Below are 22,794 nucleotides of genomic sequence, written 5' to 3' on the forward strand. Positions count from 1 at the left end.
ATATCTGCTCTATTTCCAGAAACCGATGCGCTTAATAAAGCATCGGTTTTTTTGCTGTGGAGCAAGGTAACGTTAAAGGAACGTAAAGCTGCCGACTTGTTTTTTGCCAATTTAATCATGTATAATGGTTTCAAGTGACTGGGTGCGGTGTATTTTTTAAAACTAATACGAATTTGAGAAACGGCCAGGCTGTCTACTGTGAGACAGTCATTATTCCTGCTAAAACGTGTTGAATTTGCAGTGATCGGTGCCATTTCCATATGAAAAATGATACGACGTCCAAAACAATTAGGAGGGTTAGATTCACTTGTCCAAAAAAATTAATAATGAAAAATTGACGATCTTTGCGTTGGGCGGCGTCGCTGAAATCGGGAAGAACATGTATGTCGTTCAATACGCAAATGATATCGTTGTCATCGATTCGGGACTTAAGTTCCCAGAAGAGGACATGTTAGGTATTGATATCGTCATTCCCGACATCACTTATTTGACGGAGAACCGCGATAAAGTTAGAGGGATCGTGCTGACGCACGGACACGAGGACCACATCGGCGGATTGCCTTACGTACTGAGAAACTTGAATGTACCGGTATATGGAACGAAATTGACGTTGGGACTTGTCGAGAATAAATTGAAAGAAGCCGGGCTGCTCGGTGAAACGAAACGGATTCTCATCAACGCTGACTCGGAAATCGAGCTTGGTACTACGCTGAAAGCAACGTTCTTTAGAACGAATCATAGTATACCGGATTCAGTTGGTGTATGTATTGAAACGCCGGAAGGCAATGTAGTGCACACCGGGGACTTCAAATTTGATCATACCCCAGTCAATGATCAATATGCGGATTTACACCGGATGGGCGAAATCGGAAAGAAAGGCGTACTTGCTCTTCTCTCTGATAGTACAAATGCTGAGAAACCAGGCTTTACTCCTTCGGAAAAAAATGTAGGTATTGTGTTAAGCGACATTTTCCATAAGGCACAGCAGCGTGTCGTCGTAGCCACATTTGCTTCGAATGTTCATCGGATTCAACAGGTTATTGATGCCGCTTATGCTACAGACCGTAAGCTCACGATTATCGGTCGCAGCATGGTCAATGTGGTAGCGATCGCCCATGAACTGGGGTATTTGAATGTACCGGACGGTATTCTGATTGAACCGGAAGAAGTAAACAAAATGGCTGCTGATCGCGTAGTTATTCTATGCACGGGCAGCCAAGGTGAACCGATGTCAGCGTTAACCCGTATGGCCCGTTCCACGCACCGCAAGGTCGATATTTTACCAGGGGATACGGTTATTATCGCAGCTACGCCGGTTCCAGGTAATGAGAAATATGTGGGACGGACGATTGACGAGCTATTCCGCCTTGGCGCAGAAGTGATTTATAGTGGCTCCAATTCCGGAGTTCACGTTTCCGGGCACGGCAGTCAGGAAGAGTTGAAATTGATGCTTAACCTGATGCGGCCAAAATATTTCATTCCGATTCATGGTGAATACCGGATGCTTCGGAAACATGCTTTACTTGGACAATCCGTCGGAGTTGAGCCTGACAACATATTTCTGGTGGATATCGGAGAAATCGTTGAGATCCAAAACGGCGTAGCCCGTAAAGCAGGCAAAGTTCCGGCCGGCAACGTTCTGATTGACGGATTAGGAGTAGGCGATGTAGGTAATATTGTGTTGCGCGATCGCAAACTTTTGTCTCAAGACGGCATTTTGGTTGTTGTTGTAACCCTGAGAAAGCAGGATGGCACCATTGTATCCGGTCCGGATATTATCTCCAGAGGTTTTGTTTACGTAAGAGAATCCGAAGGCTTGCTTGATGAAGCGAACCGGATTGTCTCAAGCACTCTCGAGAGATTGATGAACGAGAACGTGAACGAATGGGCATCGCTTAAGACAAATGTCAAGGAAGCCTTAGGGCGATTCCTGTATGAGCAAACACGCCGTAGACCGATGATTTTACCGATCATCATGGAAGTTTAATTTTTTGAAAATCAAAAATCTAAAGAAAAAGTGACCTTTGTTATTTAGCACACAGTCGCCTCTTCTCCCGCCGGTAATATGGACGGTTCCTTGCGGGAAGAAGGGGCTTTTTTTGTTTTATGTTGTATAGAGAGGAGAAGTTTGTCGGCATACTAATTGCTGCGTTAGCTTGCGACGACTATAGGCCTCAGGGCTGAAAGGAAGGCGTTTTTTAATGAATAAAGATACAGGCAGCATGAAACCGTCCGCCCGCGAAGAAGAAGAAATCCCGCCCGGCTCTGACATGGAAAAGAAAGAACCGTCCGTTACTGATGTCATTCAGCAATTTGGCCAGACGAATGTTCCGACTACGGGAGAATCCAACGTTTATTGCTTAACGATAATCGGGCAAATTGAAGGCCACTTGGTACTGCCGCCGCAAAATAAAACGACGAAATATGAACATTTGATTCCCCAGCTTGTTGCAGCTGAGCAAAACCCACGAATTGAGGGATTGTTAATTATATTAAATACAGTTGGCGGTGATGTCGAAGCCGGCCTTGCTATCGCTGAAATGATCGCCTCGTTGACTAAACCGACGGTAACAGTCGTGATCGGAGGAGGCCACAGTATTGGTGTTCCAATCGCGGTTGCCTCGAATTATTCCCTGATCGCTGAAAGCGCGACAATGACGATTCATCCTATTCGGATGACTGGGCTCGTCATTGGCGTTCCGCAAACCTTTGAGTACATTGAGAAGATGCAGGAAAGAGTCGTTAGGTTCGTCACCACCCATTCAAAGATCTCTGAGGAGATGTTTAAGGAACTAATGTTCAAAACTGGAGAACTCAATCGAGATATCGGGACTGCAGTGGGAGGTAACGATGCCGTCAAATTCGGGCTCATCGATGCGATTGGAGGTATTGGTGAAGGGCTGAATCAACTGAATGTTTTGATTGAAAACCGCCGGAAGACTAATATGCACGGTCTAGAGGGGATAACGCAATGACACATTATACGATACTCCCGGAGGAAGCTTATTGGGAACAGGCGGAAGAACAAGAGGCGTACGGCGAAATTGAATTGCAGGGTGTGTTGATGCAAATCCGCATAGAACCTGGGAATCGGGCTACAATTGTACGTTTGCTGCGATGCAGTTTGGATGACTATTTAAATCCGGATTTCGCCCCTGGAAGACAAATTATGTTTTATCCGGCTCTCCAAAAGAAAGATTGAAATGCTAACCGGCTATTTCTACAGGTCCCCCTAGAGAATATGGTATAATAACCATCTAGGGGGTGTTTTCGTTTGGCACGGAAACGGAAGAAGAAAAAAGCTGCTCTGGGCAGCATGCTAAAATATGAAATTTACGGAATCATCCTTATTACCTTTTCAATTATTGCTTTGTCCGGGGAAGCCGCCGTGGGTAGAACCTTATCGAAAATGGCTGCTTTAATTCTCGGCAAATTTTATTTTGTTATTCCTTTAGTAGGTATTTACATAGGACTTGCTGTTATGATCAATCGAAAATGGCCGTCGCGGTGGACGACTCGTCGCAGCGGTATACTGCTTGCCGTACTGGCGCTCGCCTTAATGAGCACGATTTCTGCCATGCAGCAAAAAATAGCTCCAGCTGTTCCTTTAACAGCGGGAAACATCATAGGGCAAATTCACACTGACTTGCAGAGTGCATTATTTCAGACAGCGGCTACGGATACGGGATTTAGCTTGCTAGGGAGGAATATCAGCGGTGGATACGTCGGCGGGCTGGAGTTTGCGCTGCTGTATTCGCTATTCGGTGTAGCAGGCGCTAAGCTGATTATGATCGTTATGCTGGCGATTAGCTTTATGTTGATTACGGGGCTATCTTATGTAGATTTGTTTAAAATGCTTCACTCAAAAATGGGTGGACTTGGCGATCGGTTCAGCAAAAAAATGCGTCTGCTCCGTCCAGTACCAGTTACGGCTAAACCAAAAAAAGAAGAAGAGCATACTCCTCATGTCAATTTGTATGATGAGGAGCAAGAGGAGATGCCAACGACAGAAGCGGTTGCACGGAAAAAGCCGGTATTTTTTCAACTGCTGGGCTTTAAGGGACGCGAGGCGGATCAGGGAACGGTTTCCTCTTCAGACGAGGTGGACGAAGTTGGCTCGGATCCTGGGGCACATAGTCATTCGGAAGGTGCGATCAACTGGAATGAGCTCGATTACTCCGGTGTAGATGCTGGCGGTGCGCACGCAAACGGGGCGCAGGATCATTTTTCTGCTGCTGAAACGGATACTGTACCGATCATTCGCGATTTCTTCGATCATATTCAGCGAGAAGGCCATTTTCATGACGGCGAAGGACATGAGGGGATGAACGGTGATCACCCCACTGAAGAAGCAGAGCATGCCTTACGGGCTATTGATCCGGTGCATCAACCGAATGGAGAACCGGATATAGGTACGGAGGAAGCGAATGTAGATTCCTTGAAAGATAGTGCTGAAGTGGAGGGGCAGGAACATCTTGAAGCTGCGGATACCGTTCCTCAACCGCCCAAACCGGCGCCTAAACCCTACAAGCTGCCGTCCTTTAAGCTGCTTTCGAAGCCGGCGGGGACTGGCAAGTCCGGTGATCAGGCAGATTATATGCAGACCGCCCGTAAACTTGAGGCGACGCTGGAGAGCTTTGGCGTAAGGGCCAGAGTTTTAGAGGTCGTACGCGGTCCTGCAGTAACGCGCTATGAAATACAGCCGGATATTGGAGTTAAGGTCAGCCGAATCGTTAACTTGACGGATGACATTGCACTGGCCCTCGCGGCGAAGGATATCCGAATGGAAGCGCCGATTCCAGGTAAATCCGCTATCGGAATTGAGGTGCCGAACAACGAGGTATCGCTTGTAACGATGCGCGAGGTCATGGAAACACCAACATTTGTGGATGCCGAGTCCAAGCTGACCATCGCTTTTGGACGGGACATTTCCGGTCAAACGATTATCGGCAACTTGGCAAAAATGCCTCACTTACTTGTAGCTGGGGCAACGGGGTCTGGTAAATCGGTATGTATTAACGGTATCATTACCAGCATCCTGTTCAAGGCAAAGCCGAATGAAGTCAAATTTATGATGGTTGACCCTAAAATGGTTGAGCTGAATGTGTATAATGGAATACCGCATTTGCTTACTCCGGTCGTGACCGATCCAAGAAGAGCATCGCTCGCTCTGAAGAAGATCGTCGTTGAAATGGAAAAACGATATGAGCTGTTTTCCAAGTCGGGGGCACGGAACGTTGAGGGTTATAATCACATGATGAAGGATAATCCGGATGCGGTCCTGCCCTATATCGTCGTCATTGTGGACGAGTTGGCCGATCTCATGATGGTCGCAGCCAACGACGTAGAGGATGCGATCGCTCGTCTTGCTCAAATGGCTCGTGCGGCCGGAATTCATTTGATCATCGCTACGCAGCGTCCATCAGTGGATGTTATCACCGGTGTCATTAAGGCCAATATTCCCTCACGGATTGCGTTCGGGGTATCGTCTCAGGTGGATTCGCGGACTATTCTCGATATGGCGGGAGCGGAGAAGCTGCTCGGACGGGGGGACATGCTCTACATGCCGATGGGCGCATCCAAGCCGATTCGCGTTCAGGGCGCATTTATGAGCGATCAGGAAGTAGAGACGGTCGTTCATTATGTTCAGGGTCAGGGGCAAGCCGAATATGACGAGAGCCTCGTTCCTGAAGTGGATGATGATGTTCATGAACCGGAGGAAGTTCTCGATGAGCTGTATGATCAGGCGGTTCACATCGTTTTAGAGGCCAAGCAAGCATCTGTATCACTGCTACAGCGAAGGATGCGGGTTGGATACACCCGAGCGGCCAGACTTATTGATTCGATGGAGGCAAGAGGTATAGTAGGACCTTACGAAGGTAGTAAACCACGTGAAGTTCTAATGTCGATAGAGCAGTACAAAATGGGAAGGATATCTTCTTGAGCCACTAAGGACAAGGGACATCCTTCCCTTGTTTTCGTTCTAATTACCTTTGACTTTATGGTGCATAGGAAGGGACAATGCTTGTCATACTAAAGTTACCCATCCATGTTAATCCACTAAAGAGAGGTAGAGCTAAACGTATGAATAAAGCAAAAATATGGTTTGCCGCCGGTTTAGTGCTGCTTTTATTCGGAATCGGATACGGAGTCACTGTGTTCAAGCAAATCCATGTTGATGTCAATAAGGAGATCCCACACGATGCCGAAGCTCAAGCTGTATTCAGCAGACAGGTCATTGATTATGGGGCATTTGGCCGGGATGTATATGAACTGCAAGGGCGTTTATCGTATCTCGGTTTTTACAAGGGAAAATTAGATAGCTCTTTTGGCCTGAAAACGAAGAGAGCCTTAAAACGGTTTCAGGCGGAGTTCGGAATGAAGCCGGACGGCATTGCCGGATCTCGAACAAAGCTTAAGCTGTACAATGCAACAAAAAAATGGAGACCGGGCATGGAATTGACTCGGAAAGCCGCTACGACCAAGTCCAAGGCTAAGGTTAAGGCCAAGAAAACCGTAGCTAAAAAAAATGCCGGAAAGCTGAAGGCGACATCGACGGAGCTTTCACCTTCCAATGGCCTGGGACTCTCGGAGAATGATTTGAGAATTATGGCAAACGCCGTTTATGGCGAATCTCGGGGCGAACCCTTTGAAGGACAAGTTGCGGTAGCGGCGGTTATTTTGAATCGGGTTAAATCCCCAAGCTTTCCAAACACCGCGTCAGGCGTCATCTTTCAGCCTGGAGCCTTTACTGCAGTTGCTGACGGACAAATTTGGCTTGAACCGAATGAGATTGCTCGTAAAGCTGTGCAGCAGGCCTTGAACGGCTGGGATCCTACGGGTGGCTGTATTTATTACTTCAATCCGAACACGGCCACTTCAAAATGGATTTGGTCCCGGCCTCAAGTGAAGACGATCGGGGAACATATTTTTTGTATGTAAATATCGTCCAATCGAGAAGGAGCAGCCAATGGTGCATCAGGTTGCTTCTTTCCTTTGAAATGGTATAGAATGGAACTGAATTTCATATGATAAACCTTTAAATACAGTGCAATATAAGTCTCTTGCAAAGGAGTTTTGGTCTTGACTAAGACGCTATTTGAACGCGGCAAGGTGGGTCATATTCGACTTCACGTCTTGCCGACAACCCGATTCAAAACGTTTGCCGTTTCTCTCTATGCGGGCCTCCCGCTTCATGAGCAAACGGTTACTACAACAGCATTGACCCCTTTTGTACTGCGGCGGGGGACAAAATCTTATCCTGAGACAACCGAATTTAGAGAGCAGCTCGAGCATTTGTATGGTGCAGGATTCGGGTTTGATGTCTATAAACGTGGTAACTATCAAATTGTTCAGTTTCGGATGGATACGATTAACGATTCTTTTGTGGAGACTGGGGAGTCGCTCCTTGGAAAAACCTTTGCTTTTCTAGGCGAGGTAATAACCAAGCCAGTGACGGAAAACGATGCATTCCGGACATCCTATGTTGCCTCCGAACGAGAAACGGTTCGTAAAAAGCTCGAAAGCATCATCAACGATAAGATACGTTATGCCGCTGAGCGTTGTATGGAGGAAATGTTCAAAAATGACCCGTACCGCTTGCATCCGCTAGGCCAACAAAGTGATTTGGAGCAAATTACGCCTAATTCATTGTTTGAAGCCTACAAAAAATGGCTCAAACAGGCCAATTTTGACCTGTATGTCGTGGGAGACACTACGCTGGCTGAGGTAGAAGAGTTGGTGGCGCGAGAATTCAGCTTGGACCGCTCCAGTTCGTCCGAGTATGTTCCGGAAACCGGCGAAGTGAAAGCTCAAGAGGTTCGCACCGTTAAGGAAGCCCTAGATGTCAATCAAGGCAAACTGAATCTTGGACTGCGGACTCCGATTATGTATGGCGATGACCGATATGCCGCTGCGTTGATGTATAACGGAATTTTGGGCAGCTATCCGCATTCCAAATTGTTTGTAAACGTTCGGGAAAAGGAAAGCTTGGCTTACTATGCCGCGTCTCGGTTTGATGGACATAAAGGAATTGTGGGCATTCAATCGGGTATTGAAATCGATAATTACGAAAAGGCGCTTAGCATCATTAAGGCGCAGCTTGACAGTATGAGAGCAGGGGAGATCAGCGAACTCGAAATGTCGCAGACTAAAGCGATGATTCGCAACAGCTTGCTGGAGATGCAGGATTCGGCTTTTGAAATGATCGCGTTTGATTTTAACCGGGTTTTGTCCGGCAAAGATCGGTCCGCCGAAGAATTGCTCAGTCAAGTGGAGGCAGTAACCCCGGACAACGTTGTGGCTGTCGCTAATACGGTTGAGCTGGACACGATATACTTTTTGACAGGTCAAAAGGAGGTGCAGCCGCTTGAAAACGATCGCTTATAATGTACTGCAGGAAACCCTATACCATGAAACGATGGATAACGGGCTGCAGGTTTATGTACTTCCGAAGTCAGGTTTCAAAAAAACATATGCCACCTTTTCCACAAAATACGGATCGATCGACAATCATTTTCGGGTGGAGGGAGCACAGGATATTTCGGTACCGGATGGGATTGCCCATTTTCTAGAGCACAAAATGTTTGAGGAACCGGAGGGTGATATTTTTGCCAAATTCGCCTCACAAGGTGCTTCAGCAAATGCGTTTACGAGCTTCGATCAAACGGTGTACCTGTTCTCGGCGACTGAAAACATTTCAGAGAACCTGGAGACCTTGATCAATTTCGTACAGCATCCGTATTTCACCGATCAAAATGTAGAGAAGGAAAAAGGGATCATCGGCCAAGAGATCGGCATGTATCGTGACAACCCGGATTGGCGGGTATACTTTGGTCTAATTGAAGCGATGTATCGGGTTCATCCCGTTCATATTGACATTGCCGGGACGGTCGAGTCGATCGGCACGATTACGAAAGAGACGCTCTATACTTGTTACAATGCTTTTTACCACCCGAGCAATATGCTTCTATTTGTGGTTGGCGGCGTCGATCCGGAGGAAGTCATGAAGCTTGTTCGAGAAAATCAAGCGAAGAAGAAATATGAGCCTCAGGGCGGAATCGATCGGTTGTTTGAAGATGAGCCGAAGGAAGTTCATGAGAAGCGAAGAGAGACGCGCTTACCAGTTTCGTTGCCAAAATGTCTTTTCGGTTTCAAAGAGACGAAGCTTGGGCTCACAGGCGAAGCGCTGATGCGCAGAGATTTGACCACCAAGCTGGCGCTCGACTTACTGCTGGGGCCAAGTACGAAGCTTTACCAAAAGCTTTATGATATGAACCTGATCTCGGATAGCTTCGGACATGAGTACAACAGCAGTCCTAATTATGCATTCTCCGCAATCGGAGGGGATACAAGTGATCCTGACCGAATGATGGCGGTGATCCAAGAGGAAGCGAACGCGATTCTGTCCAGCGGCTTCAGAGAAGAAGATTTCGAGCGCGCCCGTAAAAAGAAAATCGGCGGATATTTGCGGATGCTCAATTCCCCAGAAAATATTGCCCACGAGTTTACCAGATATCGGTTCCGCGGCGGTGATTTGTTCGGTGTTTTACCGGTCTATGAATCGCTTACGCTTAATGAGGTAAACGAACGCTTGCGTGAACACATCGATTGGGAGCAGTTGTCCGTATCAATCGTGGTGAGTCCGTAATATGGCAATGGAGCATGGGGGAGGAAAAAGGCTTACTGATATGACAGTACTGATTACCGGTGCTAGTCGGGGAATCGGTGCTGAAGTGGCGGTCAGGTTCGCTTCCGTGGGCATGAACGTTGTTATCCATTATGGAAGATCACTTGAGGCGGCGAATGAAGTTGCACGAAAATGTCTTGAACTAGGGGCTAATGCTTACACGGTATCGGCTGACCTCCGAAGCAAGGATCAGATAATAAAGATGAAGGAACGGCTGGAGAACTATGGCCTTCATCCGGACATATTAATTAATAATGCGGGGATTTCCCATTACGGCATGCTGACCGATTTAAAGGAAGCCGAATGGGACGATGTGATGGACGTCAACTTAAAGAGCGTTTTTTTGTGCAGTCAGCAATTTATGCCTTATATGATCAGTCAGCGCTATGGGCGGATCATTAACATGTCCTCCGTATGGGGGCTAACAGGAGGCTCCTGCGAGGTGGCGTATTCTGCCTCAAAGGGAGGTATCAATGCATTTACAAAGGCGCTCGCTAAGGAGCTTGCTCCTTCCGGCGTAACTGTTAATGCCGTGGCGCCGGGGGCTGTAAAGACCGATATGATGGAACGCTTTGATAAGGAGGAGCTGAGATCCCTGGAGGATGAAATTCCTGTAGGGAGGTTGGCTTCGGCGAAGGAGATATCTTCGCTTGTCTATTTTCTTGCATTGCCGGAATCGGGGTACATTACAGGACAAATTATTAGTTCAAACGGCGGATGGTACACCTGAGGAATGCACTTTAGTCCTCGCGAATAAAAACACCAGAAACATCACATATTACGACTGTTGATTTTAAATCGCCAAACGAAGGAGGATTTATGATGTCAACAGTACTCAAAAATTTTGATACATGGAAGAAGTTTCTGGGTGAACGTGTTAAGCATGCTGAAAGAGCGGGCTTTAGTGAGGATGCGATCACAAATTTGGCTTACGAAATCGGCGGCTTCTTAGACGATAAGGTGGATCCGCAAAACGAATCTAATCGAGCGCTGAAAGAGATTTGGGATGTAGGGAACGAGGAGGAACGGAAAACCATCGCTCGTCTCATGGTAAAGCTGGCGAAGAAAAACGCATAATTGGTTTTCCGGAAAAGCTCCCGAACCCGGGGGCTTTTCCCCCATTTTGTAAGTCCCCTTGCCTTTCATTTTTATTTTATATATCATAAAACACATACGATTATTTTTCTGAACTGCGAACACTGTCAGAAAAAGAGAAACTGGTCGAATAGAATAGCAGGAATAAAGACCTATTTTGTCGAATCGTGCAAATAGGAAATTAAAGAAGGTGTCTTTGTATGGTACAAAAACAATGGTATTTGGAATACACGATACATAAGAACCGTCCCGGCCTTTTGGGTGATATTGCATCCATGCTCGGGATGCTGGAGATAAATATTCTGACGATAAACGGTGTGGAGGGAAAAACTCGCGGGCTCTTGCTAGAAACCGACGATGATGGCAAAATAGATCAGGTCAGCAAAATTCTAAACAAGGTAGATTCCGTCACAGTTACCGCTCTTCGCTCACCCCGGTTAGTCGACTTACTTGCGGTTCGTCATGGGCGCTACATTGATCGGGACTCCGACGATCAGAAGACATTTCGCTTCACTCGGGATGAGCTCGGAATACTCGTTGATTTTTTGGGCGAAATTTTTAAGAGGGATGGACATCAACTAATTGGACTTCGAGGTATGCCGCGGGTAGGCAAGACGGAATCCATTATCGCAGGCAGCGTATGCTCCATGAAACGATGGACCTTTGTGTCCTCTACATTGCTGCGGCAAACAGTTCGCAGTCAATTGTCTGAGGATGAGATGAATCCGAACAATGTGTTTATCATTGATGGTATTATCAGTACGCTGCGTTCCAATGAAAAGCACCATCAGTTGTTGCAGGATTTGATGTCGATGCCATCGACGAAAGTTGTCGAACATCCTGATGTCTTCGTGAAAGAATCGGAATACAGTTATGACAATTTTGACTTTATTATCGAATTGCGTAACAATCCGGATGAGCAAATCGTTTATGATACGTTCACTACAATTTACACGGACGATATGTAATCATTACTATAACTAATCAAAGCAGGAGGTGATGGTTGTGTCGGATTTGGGCCAGCAGTTGAGGGAAGCCCGCCTTGCCAGAGGTTTGTCGCTGGATGACATACAGGAAATGACTAAAATTCGCAAAAGATATTTGGAAGCCATCGAGTCAGGAGATTATAAAGTATTACCGGGGAGTTTCTATGTTCGAGCATTCATTAAAACGTACGCCGAAGCTGTTGGCGTAGATGCGGAGGAATTACTCGCCGAGCATCGCCCAAACGTGCCGGAAACCGAACCGGAACAAACGATGGAACCTGTTATGCAAAAGCGCCGCAGCAGGCAGCATTCGGAACGCAATTCAAAGTGGCTTTCTACCACATTAATGTGGTCTTTCGCTGTGCTGATCTTAGCTGTTATATACATGTATTTCACGGTTTGGGGCAAATCGGAAACTGCAGACAACAAGCAGCCGGATCCCACTCCGGTCACACAGGAAGCTCAAAAAGGTGGTCAAGCGCCTAGCGGAGACAATGCAGGTAAAACACCGGATTCTACTCCGGCAGGCAACACCGGGGATGCGACGGGTGATCCAGCTAACGGAGGAACAAAAACCGATGCAACGAACGGAACAGGCACTGACGCCACGGACAAGGAAGGTCAACCGGCTGCCGGAAGTATCACCGTTGTTCCGGACGGTAAAGAAGGAAGTGCAACGAAGTTTAAGGTACAGAATGCAGGGACTCAAACGGTACAGGCAGTCATCACGGCCTCAGGCAAAAGCTGGGTAGAAGTTCGGAAAGGCGGCAGAACCGGAGAGAAGCTGTATTATGCAAATATGGAAGATGGCGACGTTCAAACCTATGATGTTGGTCCGGAAGGGTTGTATATCAAGTCTGGCAATTCGAAAAATACGGTCATAACCGTTGCAGGACAAACGGTAGATGACGGTAAAACGACATCCAAATTATTGATAAACCTGGATAATGGCAGCACCGGTACTGATCCAAATCAGACTGGGAATACGGGCACGGATGGTGCAGGAACACCTGACGGAACCGGAACCGGGACCAATACAGGCACGGATACTGGGAATCAAACCGGCGGGGAATAAATAAATCAGCACATTAAAGAGGCGTTTTCTAACTGTTTCGGTTGGAAAACGCCTTTTCTGTCTAGACTCTTAGGTATGGAATACTGGATGAACGCTCGACTTTGCGAAAACTTTTACATATAATTAAGAATCATAAAGTAGAAAAGATTGGTACAAGGAAAGGATTGTGAACTATGGCTTCAGAAAGTTCATTTGATATTGTATCCAAAATGGACATGCAGGAACTCACCAACGCGATCAATCAAACGGAGCGTGAAATCGCCAGCCGCTTCGACTTTAAGGACAGTAAAAGCGAACTAAAGCTGGAAAAAGATGTACTCGTTGTTGTGTCCGATGACGAATATAAGCTTGGTGCCGTTATTGATATTTTGCAGTCGAAAATGATCAAACGTGGTTTGCCGATCAAAAATTTGGATTACGGTAAAGTAGAACCGGCATCTCTCGGAACTGTGCGCCAAAGAATTAGCCTGAAGCAGGGCATAGACCAAGAGAATGCGAAGAAAATCAACGTGCTGATTCGCGATTCCAAGATAAAAGTAAAAAGTCAGATTCAAGGTGATCAAATCCGAGTCACCGGCAAAAGCAAAGACGATCTGCAGCAAATCATCCAGCTACTTCGTAAGGCGGATCTTTCGCTTGACTTGCAGTTTACCAACCTTAAATAAGCGGTAAAACTAAGAAGGGGTCTCCTGCATTATTTGGCGTGCATGAGGCCTTTCACGTTTTTGACAGCGTCGTCCACGAATATTATACTTGTAGAGGTTATTCATACAGATAAAATATGGGATCACGGCTGATATTGATGGGGGAAAGAATTGATGACAGAAAAAGTGAAAATAGTGACGCTGGGCTGCGAGAAAAATCTGGTTGACTCCGAGATCATGTCGGGTCTCATCGATCAGCGCGGTTATTCCTTGGTAGATAAACAAGAGGATGCAACCGTCATAATCGTCAACACCTGCGGCTTTATCGATGCGGCGAAGGAAGAATCGGTCAATACGATTCTTGATCTGGCCGAGCTAAAGGAAACGGGAAGGCTTAAAGCTCTAATTGTATCGGGCTGCCTTACGCAGCGTTACAAGCAGGCACTAATGGAAGAAATGCCAGAAATCGACGGTATTGTTGGTACCGGCGATTTTCATCATATTAACCGGATCGTTGATGAAGCTCTTAAAGGTAAAAAGCCTGCGTTAGTTGGTAATCCGGTCTTTAATTACGAGCAGGCGTTACCGCGAAAGCTATCTACGGCAAAGTATACGACTTATGTTAAGATTGCGGAAGGCTGCGATAATAACTGCACATTTTGCAGCATTCCAATCATGCGTGGTAGCTTCCGCAGCCGCTCCATGGAATCGATTGTTGAGGAAGTCAGAGGGATGGCGGCTCAAGGCGTTAAAGAGATCAGCCTGATTGCACAGGATTCCACCAATTACGGAACGGATTTGTATGGAGAATTCAAGCTGCCCGAGCTTATGGACAAAGTGAGCCAGGTTGAAGGAATTGAGTGGGTCCGGCTGCATTATGCTTATCCGGGATTTTTTACCGATGAATTAATCGAGATGATTGCTTCCAATCCGAAAATTTGCAAATATATCGACATGCCTTTACAGCATAGTGAAGATGCAATTTTGAAAAGAATGCGTCGTCCTGGAAGAAACCGGGATACTCGTGAGCTGATTGCTAAGATTCGTGCTCGCATCCCTAACGTATCGCTTCGCACGTCTCTGATCGTCGGCTTTCCGGGTGAAACAGAAGAAGATTTTGAACGGTTATGCGATTTTGTACGTGAAATCAAATTTGATCGGCTCGGCGTATTTACGTATTCTAAAGAAGATGACACACCTGCATCAAGACTGCCTGATCAGATTGATGAGGATGTCAAAGAATGGCGGGCTAATACGTTAATGGAGATTCAACGCTCCGTTGCGGATGAAAATAGCGGTAAGTACATTGGACAGGTGCTGGATGTGCTTATTGAGCGCTACGATGGTCGAAGCGATGTCTTTGTAGGTCGCTCTCAATTTGATGCTCCTGAGATTGATGGAGAAGTGTTTGTATCGAAATGCTCCGCGCAAATCGGAGATGTGACCAAAGTTCGGATAACACATGCATTTGAATATGATTTATCCGGGGAGGCTGTACAGTGAACTTGCCCAACCGAATCACCATTACCCGTATCTTAATGATTCCACTGATGCTTGTTTTTTTGCTGCTGGATGGGGAATGGCTGTCCCAGGAGATCGTCCTCGGCGACTATTCACTGCCACTTAATCAGCTGATCGCTGCGATTTTGTTCATCATAGCTGCCAGCACGGACGGAATTGATGGATATATCGCCAGAAAATATAATCTCGTGACCAATCTAGGAAAACTGCTAGATCCACTTGCAGATAAACTACTGGTCGGGACTGTACTGATCGGGCTAGTGGCACTAGGGAAATGCGATGCATGGATCGCCGTGATCATCATTAGCCGTGAATTCGCCGTTACCGGGCTTCGCGAAGTTGCTTTGCTTGAAGGTTCTGTCATTGCGGCAAGCAAATGGGGCAAGGCAAAAACAATCACACAAATCATTGCGATTTCGGCGCTGCTGCTGAACAATTTTCCGTTTGTATGGGTCTCGATTCCGTTTGATGATATTGCCATCTGGATTGCGGCGATCATTACGGTTTACTCAGGGATTGATTACTTTGTTAAAAATAAAAATGTGCTTTCGTTCTCAAAAGCGTAATACCGAAATTTTCGAATGAGGCTGATGTGAAATCCGCCACTAAGGAGACGTGAGAAAGATGAAAGCAGAAATTATTGCCGTAGGGACGGAATTACTGCTTGGTCAAATCGTCAATTCCAATGCTCAATACTTATCCCAAGAGCTGGCTGCTCTTGGGATTGACGTTTATTTTCAAACCGTTGTAGGGGACAACACGAACCGACTTGCTCAGGCAGTAGAGGCGGCGACTTCACGGGCTGATTTGCTGATTTTTACCGGGGGACTCGGCCCAACACAGGATGATTTGACGAAAGATTCCTTAGCCTCCGTATTAGGCCGCTCCTTACATATTGATCCGGAAGCTATGGAAAACGTTGACCGTTTCTTTAAGGACCGTGGCATTCCGATGACAGAAAACAATCGGCGTCAAGCGCTGTCCATCGACGGAGCTACGCCTCTTCCTAACGAAACCGGCCTTGCGGTTGGAAATGCCATCGCGGACCAAGGAAAGTTCTACATCGTGTTGCCTGGTCCTCCAAAAGAAATGAAACCGATGTTTGAAAAGCAAGCTAAGCCTTGGATACTGGAGCATGTACTCTCCGGAGCGATGCCTCTGTTCTCGAAAATGCTTAAATTCGCCGGCATTGGTGAATCTGCGCTCGAAACGAAGCTGCTTGATCTAATAAAGGAACAGACAGACCCTACCGTAGCTCCTTATGCGAAGGAGGGCGAAGTGACGATCCGCATCTCTACGAAAGCGCCGAATGAACAGGAAGCCATGGAAAAGCTTGATGTGATGGAACGAGAAATTGCTTCGCGCCTCCCTAACCATTTGTATGCGAACATCGACGTCCCGATCGAAAAAACAATTGTCGATTTGATGGCCGAACGCGGCCTAACCTTAAGCGCAGCCGAAAGCTGCACCGGAGGATTGCTGATGGAAATGATTACAGCAGTCCCAGGCAGTTCTGCCGTTTTCACTGGCGGAATCGTCTGCTATTCTAACGCAATGAAGGAAAAGCTGCTAAACGTTCCTCACGAATTACTCGAAGGCGAAAACGCTCCCGGCGCCGTCAGCGCCGAGACCGCGATTGTGCTCGCTGAGGAGGTCCGGCAAATCACGGATACCGATTTCGGTCTATCTATCACCGGCGTAGCCGGGCCTAGCCATTCCGAGCGCAAGCCTGTCGGCCTCGTCTACATAGCCCTTTCTCGGCGGGACGGAGAAACCTCTGTTTACGAGTTGAACCTGAAAGGAAGTCGTGAAATCATCCGCCTGCGGACCGTTAAAACGATTCTTTATCACCTATGGAAAGAAATTAAGGCATAGTTCAAGCCTGCTTGCACTTCATAGCCGCGCCATTGTATAATCAAACCACGGAAGAACCGTAGCAAACATTTTTGTTGTGCTGCGGTTCTTTTTTTGTTGTTATTTCACTGAAGGGAGGAGAGAACTAACCCAGACACAAAACCCAAGCCAGACGCATTCCCCGAAGGGGAACAGCGTTCCAAGCACGCAGTCCAGGCGCATTCCCGAAGGGAACAGCCCTACAGGAGCGCCTCAGTAACTCCCCCGTTATTAAAAGGTTTACCCAGGTAACCCAGGAACAAAAAAAGTAAGACGTGCCCCGAAGGGGAGAAAAGCGTTCCGAGCACGAAGCCAGGCGTATTCCCCGAAGGGGAACAGCCGTAGGAGCGCCTCAGGCACACCCCCGTTATCGAAAGGTTTACCCAGGTAACCCAGGAGCAAAAAAGTAAGACGTACCCGAAGGGGGAAAAGCGTTCCAAGCACGAAGTCCGGGCGCATTCCCCAGAGGGGAACAGCCCCGCAGGAGCGCCTCTCTCCCTCCCACGTTAGTCCAGTTTGCGGGTATCCAAAGGGCAGCAGGCCCTTGGGGCCCTCCCTTACGGTAAGGGAGGGTTTGGGAGGGATGAGATACACCGAATGTATGTTCGAAAAAGTGCTTGGCAAACATTCCAAAACACGGTACAATTATAAACGTTAGAACTCATGTATTTATTTCTATGAAGGATGTGAGCTGATTGTCAGATCGTAAAGCAGCGCTGGAAATGGCGCTTCGTCAAATAGAAAAGCAATTCGGTAAAGGGTCGATCATGAAACTGGGAGAATCCACACATATGCAGGTGGAAATCGTCCCAAGCGGATCGATTGCTTTAGATATAGCTCTTGGAATCGGGGGATTGCCTCGTGGCCGGATTATTGAAGTGTATGGACCAGAATCATCTGGTAAAACGACGGTAGCGCTGCACGCCATTGCAGAAGTGCAGAAAATTGGTGGACAGGCTGCTTTTATCGATGCGGAGCATGCGCTTGATCCCTCCTACGCAAGCAAACTGGGAGTTAACATTGATGAGCTGCTGTTATCTCAGCCGGACACCGGTGAACAAGCTTTGGAAATCGCCGAAGCGCTGGTTCGCAGTGGTGCTGTAGATATTATAGTTATTGACTCTGTAGCAGCCCTTGTCCCTAAAGCGGAAATTGAAGGCGAGATGGGGGATTCCCACGTAGGTCTTCAAGCACGTTTGATGTCTCAGGCTCTCCGTAAACTTTCGGGCGCTATCAGCAAATCGAAAACGATTGCGATCTTTATCAATCAGCTTCGTGAAAAAGTCGGCGTTATGTTCGGAAATCCGGAGACAACACCAGGTGGACGCGCACTGAAGTTCTATTCAACGGTTCGTTTGGATGTTCGTCGTATAGAAACGATTAAGATGGGCAATGACATGGTAGGGAACCGGACACGGATCAAAGTTGTTAAGAACAAAGTCGCCCCTCCGTTTAAACAAGCTGAGATCGACATTATGTACGGCGAAGGCATCTCCAAAGAGGGTAGCATTATTGATATTGGGGTTGAACTGGATATCGTCGATAAGAGCGGTGCGTGGTATTCTTTCGCTGGAGAACGCCTCGGACAAGGCAGAGAAAATGCCAAACAGTATTTAAAGGAACACCCGGAAATCGCCAATACGATTGAGCAGAAAATACGGGAAGCTAGCAATTTGACGACTTCTGTTACTCCTGCCTCCGCAAGTGAAGTTGAAGAGGATGAAAGAGAAGAACAAGCGCTTTTTGAAGAAGAATAATACATTACCATCAAGCGCTCTGACCGGTGACATGTGCCGGGGCAGAGCGCTTTTGTATAAGCAGTGGGCCAAAATGGTCACATAGAATATGAATTCAATAGGCACATTGACAGGGGGATGCCGTGTGAATGATCGAGATTACGTCCAGGGCACACGGGCTAAGGAATATAAGCCACAACATAGAGAAAGCGAAATCGTAGATATATCCGATGAATCGCTTTGGGAGCATAGCAAACAAACATTCGATCGGGAGGCTTCCGATCATCAAGAACAAGCGCTAGATAACCTGCCGGATGATACAGAGCTAACAATTCAATCGGTTTTGATGTTAAAAAAGCCCAAACATCGCTATCGCATATCGTTTGGAGCATACGCCTTGGAAGTTCACGAGGACGTCATGATTAAGTACCGGATGATCAAAGGAGCGGTATTTACAAAAAGCGAGCTAGAGGATATCGTATCCGCTGATGAGCGCCAGAGAGCGTATGCCGATGCCATTGTGTACTTGAGCAGAAAACCCCGTACTGCTTATGAAATCTCCTTTCGGTTACGAGAAAAGGGCTGGGCAGAGGGGACGATTCAAGAGGTTGTCGAACGGCTTGGAAGAGAAGGGTTTGTTGACGACGCTGCTTACGCACAAGAATGGGCCTCTCAGCGGGTGAGGAACCGTGGCAAGGGGAAATTATGGGTGCGCCATGAACTGCGTCAGAAGGGCGTGTCTAAGCCTCTCATTGAGGAGGCACTGGACGAGGTTAGTGAGGATGAGGAATTAAGCAGTGCAATGCAGCTCGCTAGGAAGAAATGGCAGGGGACTTCCGGTGAGCCGGCAGATAAGATGCGAAAGACGGGAGCTTTTTTGCTAAGAAGAGGCTATTCCGGGGCGGTTGTGTCCAAAGTTGTTCGCGAGCTAAGCAGAAAAGATGGTTTTAGCGTTACGGAAAATTGGGAAGAAGAGTAGGGATAGCTGAGGGAACTCTTGTCACTTGCTTGACAATATCTTTCGTCAAATAATAAAATGAACATGAATCTATATTAACGAGTGTCCCTTTTTTCCTTCCAAAATTATGGACTTCGGAGTAGATTCTACTTTCCAATCATGAAGGCCACACGTTCGCATAACTGTAGAACGTTCATGCGAAACGTGCATGAGCCGCTGAACTGAAAGGGCATGTCATGTATTCTTAGTATGAATGATGAATGTGAAACGTAATTACAACTGCAAAAATCCCAAGGAATGCCTTGGAGGAAACAACGAGGAGGTGAACAGATGAACGCTGGAATCTGGATCGTTCTCGTTGCGGCCGCTTTATTCTTTGGGTTCGTGATCGGGTATTTTATTCGCAAATCTCTTGCAGAAGCTAAAATTTCCAGTGCGGAACAAGCTGCAAGTCAAATCTTGGAAAACGCGAAGAAAGACGCAGAAGCACTGAAAAAAGAAACCGTTCTGGAGGCTAAGGACGAAGTCCATAAGCTCAGATCGGAAGCTGATAAAGACATTCGTGAACGTCGGAATGAAATTCAACGACAAGAAAGACGATTGTTGCAAAAGGAAGAGTCGCTGGATAAAAAATTAGAATCGCTGGAACGTAAAGAAGAGCAAGTGGTTAGCAAAGAGAAACGAATCGAAGAAACACAACAACAAATCGATTTGATTTACAAAAGTCAAGTTCAGGAACTGGAACGTATCTCGAATTTGAGTATGGAAGATGCTCGTACGATTATTTTGAATAATGTAGAGCAAGAAGTTCGTCATGAAACGGCACAGATGATTAAGGATATTGAACAGCAAGCGAAGGAAGAAGCGGATAAGAAATCCCGCGAGATTATTACGCTGGCTATTCAACGTTGTGCAGCTGATCATGTTGCAGAAACGACGGTATCTGTTGTAACCCTTCCTAACGAAGAAATGAAGGGACGGATTATTGGCCGTGAAGGACGCAACATCCGGGCTCTTGAAACGTTAACCGGGATTGATCTCATTATCGATGATACGCCGGAAGCGGTTATTTTGTCGGGCTTTGATCCGATTCGCCGTGAAATAGCCCGTACTGCACTGGAGAAACTGGTGGCAGACGGACGCATTCACCCGGCACGAATCGAAGAAATGGTCGAGAAATCACGCCGGGAAGTCGACGAACGAATTCGCGAGTACGGCGAACAAGCTACATTCGAAGTGGGCGTGCATGCATTGCATCCTGATTTGATCAAGATTTTGGGACGGCTCAAGTTCCGGACAAGCTACGGTCAGAACGTACTGAAGCATTCGATGGAAGTTGCTTATCTGGCCGGATTGATGGCTGGGGAGCTTGGCGAGGATATAGCGCTGGCCAAACGAGCAGGCTTGTTGCATGATATCGGTAAAGCGCTTGATCATGAAGTGGAAGGATCTCATGTCGAAATCGGCGTGGAACTGGCTAAGAAATACAAGGAGCATCCTGTGGTCATCAACAGTATTGCATCTCACCATGGGGACTGCGAAGCAACGTCTGTTATCGCTATGCTGGTTGGCGCAGCCGATGCATTGTCGGCAGCAAGACCAGGTGCGCGTCGCGAAACGCTGGAAACGTACATCCGCCGGTTAGAGAAGCTCGAGGAGATTTCCGAGTCTTTCGAAGGCGTTGAGAAATCGTTTGCGATTCAAGCGGGTCGTGAAGTTCGCGTAATGGTACAGCCGGATAAAATTGACGATGCGGAGGCTTTCCGCCTGGCGAGAGACATTACGAAGACGATCGAGAATGAACTCGATTATCCAGGTCATATCAAGGTAACCGTCATTCGCGAGACGCGGGCGGTTGAATACGCGAAGTAAAGGTTAAGCTGAAAAAGTGGCCCCCTTAGGGCCGCTTTTTCATTGCTGTCTGAAAGTGGACAGCGTTTTGAAAGAGGAGGGAGTATCATTAAAGTTCTGTTTATCGGAGATATCGTTGGGAATACGGGGCGCAAAGCTGTTAAAGCTACGCTGCCTCATTTGAAATCGAAATATAATCCGCATATTATTATCGCCAATGGTGAGAATGCGGCTGGCGGACGGGGGATCACCGCGAACATCGCCAAAGAGTTTTTTGAGCAAGGCATCCATGGATTAACGATGGGCAACCATACCTGGGATAATAAAGAAATCTTCGATTTTATCGATGATGAGCCTCGAATGGTCCGCCCTGCCAACTTCCCGCCAGGGACGCCTGGGCTTGGGTCAACGGTCATTAAGGCTAACGGTAAAGAACTGGCCGTGGTCAACCTGATGGGGCGTACCTTTTTGCCAGCGATCGATGACCCGTTCCGTGCAGCGGACGAAATTCTTGGACAGCTGTCCAAGAAACATAAATGCATTTTAGTTGATTTTCATGCTGAAGCTACCTCTGAGAAAATCGCGATGGGCTGGTACTTGGACGGTCGGGCTTCTTTGGTTGTTGGAACGCATACGCATGTACAAAGCAACGACGATACGATTCTGCCTCAAGGTACCGCTTATTTGACCGATGCTGGTATGGTTGGTTCGCGAGAAGGTATTCTAGGCATGGAACGTTCTGCTGTATTGCGCAAATTCACGACACAGCTTCCGGTCCGTTTTCAAGTTTGCGAAGGAAAATGGCATTTTCATGGTGTTCTAGTAGATCTGGATGACGCTACCGGTAAGGCACTCAAAATCCAGAAAATCCGTCTGCTCGAAGACGAATGGCTCATGGACTAACGTCTGCATAAATCGTAAGGTCGTTCTCGATAAGACTTAAATATAAGTCCTCCCAAGCCCTAGGAAAAAGAAGGAATTTATTAGAGAATCCACGAATATCTTTTTATTAGTGGAATCAAACCATCATTCCCAGGGAGGTACTTACTATGGAAGTATTAAAAGTTTCAGCAAAATCCAACCCCAACTCCGTTGCCGGTGCGTTAGCCGGGGTTCTCAGAGAACGTGGCGCTGCTGAACTTCAGGCTATTGGGGCAGGCGCTCTAAACCAAGCCATTAAAGCTGTAGCGATCGCCCGGGGATTTGTCGCGCCTAGTGGTGTCGACTTGATTTGTATTCCGGCATTTACTGACATAGTCATAGATGGTGAAGATCGTACTGCTATAAAACTGATTGTAGAACCGAGATAATAATTCTAAGTTAAAACTGACGCCTGTTTACGCCATG

The 22,794-nt window shown here is 47.1% G+C and carries 20 protein-coding genes; all 20 read left to right on the forward strand.

Annotated features, from left to right (window positions below):
• The first annotated feature begins 307 nt into the window (after positions 1–307).
• The 20 genes from ACFQ3W_RS13200 to ACFQ3W_RS13295 all read left to right on the forward strand — a co-directional run bounded on the left by ACFQ3W_RS13200 (position 308) and on the right by ACFQ3W_RS13295 (position 22,757).
• Positions 308–1,987 (forward strand): ribonuclease J, encoded by a 1,680-nt coding sequence (locus ACFQ3W_RS13200; RefSeq protein ID WP_379319691.1) that lies wholly within the window; start codon positions 308–310, stop codon positions 1,985–1,987.
• Between the two features lie 214 nt (positions 1,988–2,201).
• Entirely contained in the window at positions 2,202–2,975 is a 774-nt protein-coding gene (locus ACFQ3W_RS13205) for a ClpP family protease (RefSeq protein WP_379319692.1), read from the forward strand.
• Positions 2,972–3,202, forward strand: coding sequence for a YlzJ-like family protein (locus ACFQ3W_RS13210; RefSeq protein WP_379319693.1), 231 nt, complete (start codon positions 2,972–2,974; stop codon positions 3,200–3,202). Before ACFQ3W_RS13205 ends, ACFQ3W_RS13210 begins: the two co-directional genes overlap by 4 nt.
• Before the next feature lie 72 nt (positions 3,203–3,274).
• A complete protein-coding gene (locus tag ACFQ3W_RS13215; protein WP_379319694.1) occupies positions 3,275–5,944 on the forward strand; it encodes an FtsK/SpoIIIE family DNA translocase in 2,670 nt (889 codons plus the stop codon).
• 140 nt (positions 5,945–6,084) lie between these two features.
• Positions 6,085–6,942 carry a spore cortex-lytic enzyme gene (sleB, locus tag ACFQ3W_RS13220; RefSeq protein ID WP_379319695.1) on the forward strand — a complete coding sequence of 286 codons (858 nt, stop codon included), beginning with the start codon at positions 6,085–6,087 and terminating at the stop codon, positions 6,940–6,942.
• A gap of 141 nt (positions 6,943–7,083) precedes the next feature.
• Positions 7,084–8,388: an EF-P 5-aminopentanol modification-associated protein YfmF gene (yfmF, locus tag ACFQ3W_RS13225; RefSeq protein ID WP_379319696.1), complete on the forward strand. Its 1,305-nt coding sequence runs from the start codon at positions 7,084–7,086 to the stop codon at positions 8,386–8,388.
• Positions 8,389–8,419: 31 nt separating this feature from the next.
• Positions 8,420–9,649, forward strand: coding sequence for an EF-P 5-aminopentanol modification-associated protein YfmH (gene yfmH / locus ACFQ3W_RS13230; RefSeq protein WP_379319763.1), 1,230 nt, complete (start codon positions 8,420–8,422; stop codon positions 9,647–9,649).
• Between the two features lies 1 nt (position 9,650).
• A complete protein-coding gene (ymfI, locus tag ACFQ3W_RS13235; RefSeq protein WP_379319697.1) occupies positions 9,651–10,418 on the forward strand; it encodes an elongation factor P 5-aminopentanone reductase in 768 nt (255 codons plus the stop codon).
• Between the two features lie 92 nt (positions 10,419–10,510).
• Entirely contained in the window at positions 10,511–10,765 is a 255-nt protein-coding gene (locus ACFQ3W_RS13240; RefSeq protein ID WP_379319764.1) for a DUF3243 domain-containing protein, read from the forward strand.
• A gap of 218 nt (positions 10,766–10,983) precedes the next feature.
• Positions 10,984–11,751, forward strand: a complete 768-nt coding sequence (locus tag ACFQ3W_RS13245; protein ID WP_379319698.1) for a DUF3388 domain-containing protein — start codon at positions 10,984–10,986, stop codon at positions 11,749–11,751.
• 37 nt (positions 11,752–11,788) lie between these two features.
• Complete coding sequence (locus ACFQ3W_RS13250; RefSeq protein ID WP_379319699.1) at positions 11,789–12,844, forward strand: helix-turn-helix domain-containing protein; 1,056 nt, start codon at positions 11,789–11,791, stop codon at positions 12,842–12,844.
• Between the two features lie 173 nt (positions 12,845–13,017).
• The gene (locus ACFQ3W_RS13255) at positions 13,018–13,509 is read left to right on the forward strand and encodes a YajQ family cyclic di-GMP-binding protein (protein ID WP_379319700.1); all 492 of its coding nucleotides are present in this window, start codon (positions 13,018–13,020) and stop codon (positions 13,507–13,509) included.
• A gap of 153 nt (positions 13,510–13,662) precedes the next feature.
• Entirely contained in the window at positions 13,663–14,991 is a 1,329-nt protein-coding gene (rimO, locus tag ACFQ3W_RS13260; protein WP_379319701.1) for a 30S ribosomal protein S12 methylthiotransferase RimO, read from the forward strand.
• Positions 14,988–15,575 (forward strand): CDP-diacylglycerol--glycerol-3-phosphate 3-phosphatidyltransferase, encoded by a 588-nt coding sequence (gene pgsA, locus ACFQ3W_RS13265; protein WP_379319702.1) that lies wholly within the window; start codon positions 14,988–14,990, stop codon positions 15,573–15,575. The genes rimO and pgsA overlap by 4 nt, the downstream gene beginning before the upstream one ends.
• A gap of 58 nt (positions 15,576–15,633) precedes the next feature.
• Positions 15,634–16,884: a competence/damage-inducible protein A gene (locus ACFQ3W_RS13270; protein ID WP_379319703.1), complete on the forward strand. Its 1,251-nt coding sequence runs from the start codon at positions 15,634–15,636 to the stop codon at positions 16,882–16,884.
• A 713-nt stretch (positions 16,885–17,597) separates the two neighbouring features.
• Positions 17,598–18,659 (forward strand): recombinase RecA, encoded by a 1,062-nt coding sequence (gene recA, locus ACFQ3W_RS13275; RefSeq protein ID WP_379319704.1) that lies wholly within the window; start codon positions 17,598–17,600, stop codon positions 18,657–18,659.
• A 124-nt stretch (positions 18,660–18,783) separates the two neighbouring features.
• A complete protein-coding gene (locus tag ACFQ3W_RS13280; RefSeq protein WP_379319705.1) occupies positions 18,784–19,617 on the forward strand; it encodes a regulatory protein RecX in 834 nt (277 codons plus the stop codon).
• A 309-nt stretch (positions 19,618–19,926) separates the two neighbouring features.
• Entirely contained in the window at positions 19,927–21,468 is a 1,542-nt protein-coding gene (gene rny, locus ACFQ3W_RS13285) for a ribonuclease Y (RefSeq protein ID WP_379319706.1), read from the forward strand.
• Between the two features lie 87 nt (positions 21,469–21,555).
• The gene (locus ACFQ3W_RS13290) at positions 21,556–22,350 is read left to right on the forward strand and encodes a TIGR00282 family metallophosphoesterase (protein WP_379319765.1); all 795 of its coding nucleotides are present in this window, start codon (positions 21,556–21,558) and stop codon (positions 22,348–22,350) included.
• A 146-nt stretch (positions 22,351–22,496) separates the two neighbouring features.
• The gene (locus ACFQ3W_RS13295; protein WP_006286829.1) at positions 22,497–22,757 is read left to right on the forward strand and encodes a stage V sporulation protein S; all 261 of its coding nucleotides are present in this window, start codon (positions 22,497–22,499) and stop codon (positions 22,755–22,757) included.
• Positions 22,758–22,794 lie beyond the last annotated feature (37 nt).

Origin of the sequence: Paenibacillus puldeungensis (assembly GCF_042678945.1) — a bacterium.
GTDB classification, from domain to species: domain Bacteria; phylum Bacillota; class Bacilli; order Paenibacillales; family Paenibacillaceae; genus Fontibacillus; species Fontibacillus puldeungensis.

Bases quoted from the DNA above. Each gene is read 5' to 3' on its own strand.
- ACFQ3W_RS13205 (WP_379319692.1), top strand. From the start codon at position 2,202: ATGAATAAAGATACAGGCAGCATGAAACCGTCCGCCCGCGAAGAAGAA.
- ACFQ3W_RS13210 (WP_379319693.1), top strand. From the start codon at position 2,972: ATGACACATTATACGATACTCCCGGAGGAAGCTTATTGGGAACAGGCG.
- sleB (WP_379319695.1), top strand. From the start codon at position 6,085: ATGAATAAAGCAAAAATATGGTTTGCCGCCGGTTTAGTGCTGCTTTTA.
- yfmH (WP_379319763.1), top strand. From the start codon at position 8,420: ATGGATAACGGGCTGCAGGTTTATGTACTTCCGAAGTCAGGTTTCAAA.
- ymfI (WP_379319697.1), top strand. From the start codon at position 9,651: ATGGCAATGGAGCATGGGGGAGGAAAAAGGCTTACTGATATGACAGTA.
- ACFQ3W_RS13240 (WP_379319764.1), top strand. From the start codon at position 10,511: ATGTCAACAGTACTCAAAAATTTTGATACATGGAAGAAGTTTCTGGGT.
- ACFQ3W_RS13245 (WP_379319698.1), top strand. From the start codon at position 10,984: ATGGTACAAAAACAATGGTATTTGGAATACACGATACATAAGAACCGT.
- ACFQ3W_RS13255 (WP_379319700.1), top strand. From the start codon at position 13,018: ATGGCTTCAGAAAGTTCATTTGATATTGTATCCAAAATGGACATGCAG.
- rimO (WP_379319701.1), top strand. From the start codon at position 13,663: ATGACAGAAAAAGTGAAAATAGTGACGCTGGGCTGCGAGAAAAATCTG.
- ACFQ3W_RS13270 (WP_379319703.1), top strand. From the start codon at position 15,634: ATGAAAGCAGAAATTATTGCCGTAGGGACGGAATTACTGCTTGGTCAA.
- rny (WP_379319706.1), top strand. From the start codon at position 19,927: ATGAACGCTGGAATCTGGATCGTTCTCGTTGCGGCCGCTTTATTCTTT.
- ACFQ3W_RS13295 (WP_006286829.1), top strand. From the start codon at position 22,497: ATGGAAGTATTAAAAGTTTCAGCAAAATCCAACCCCAACTCCGTTGCC.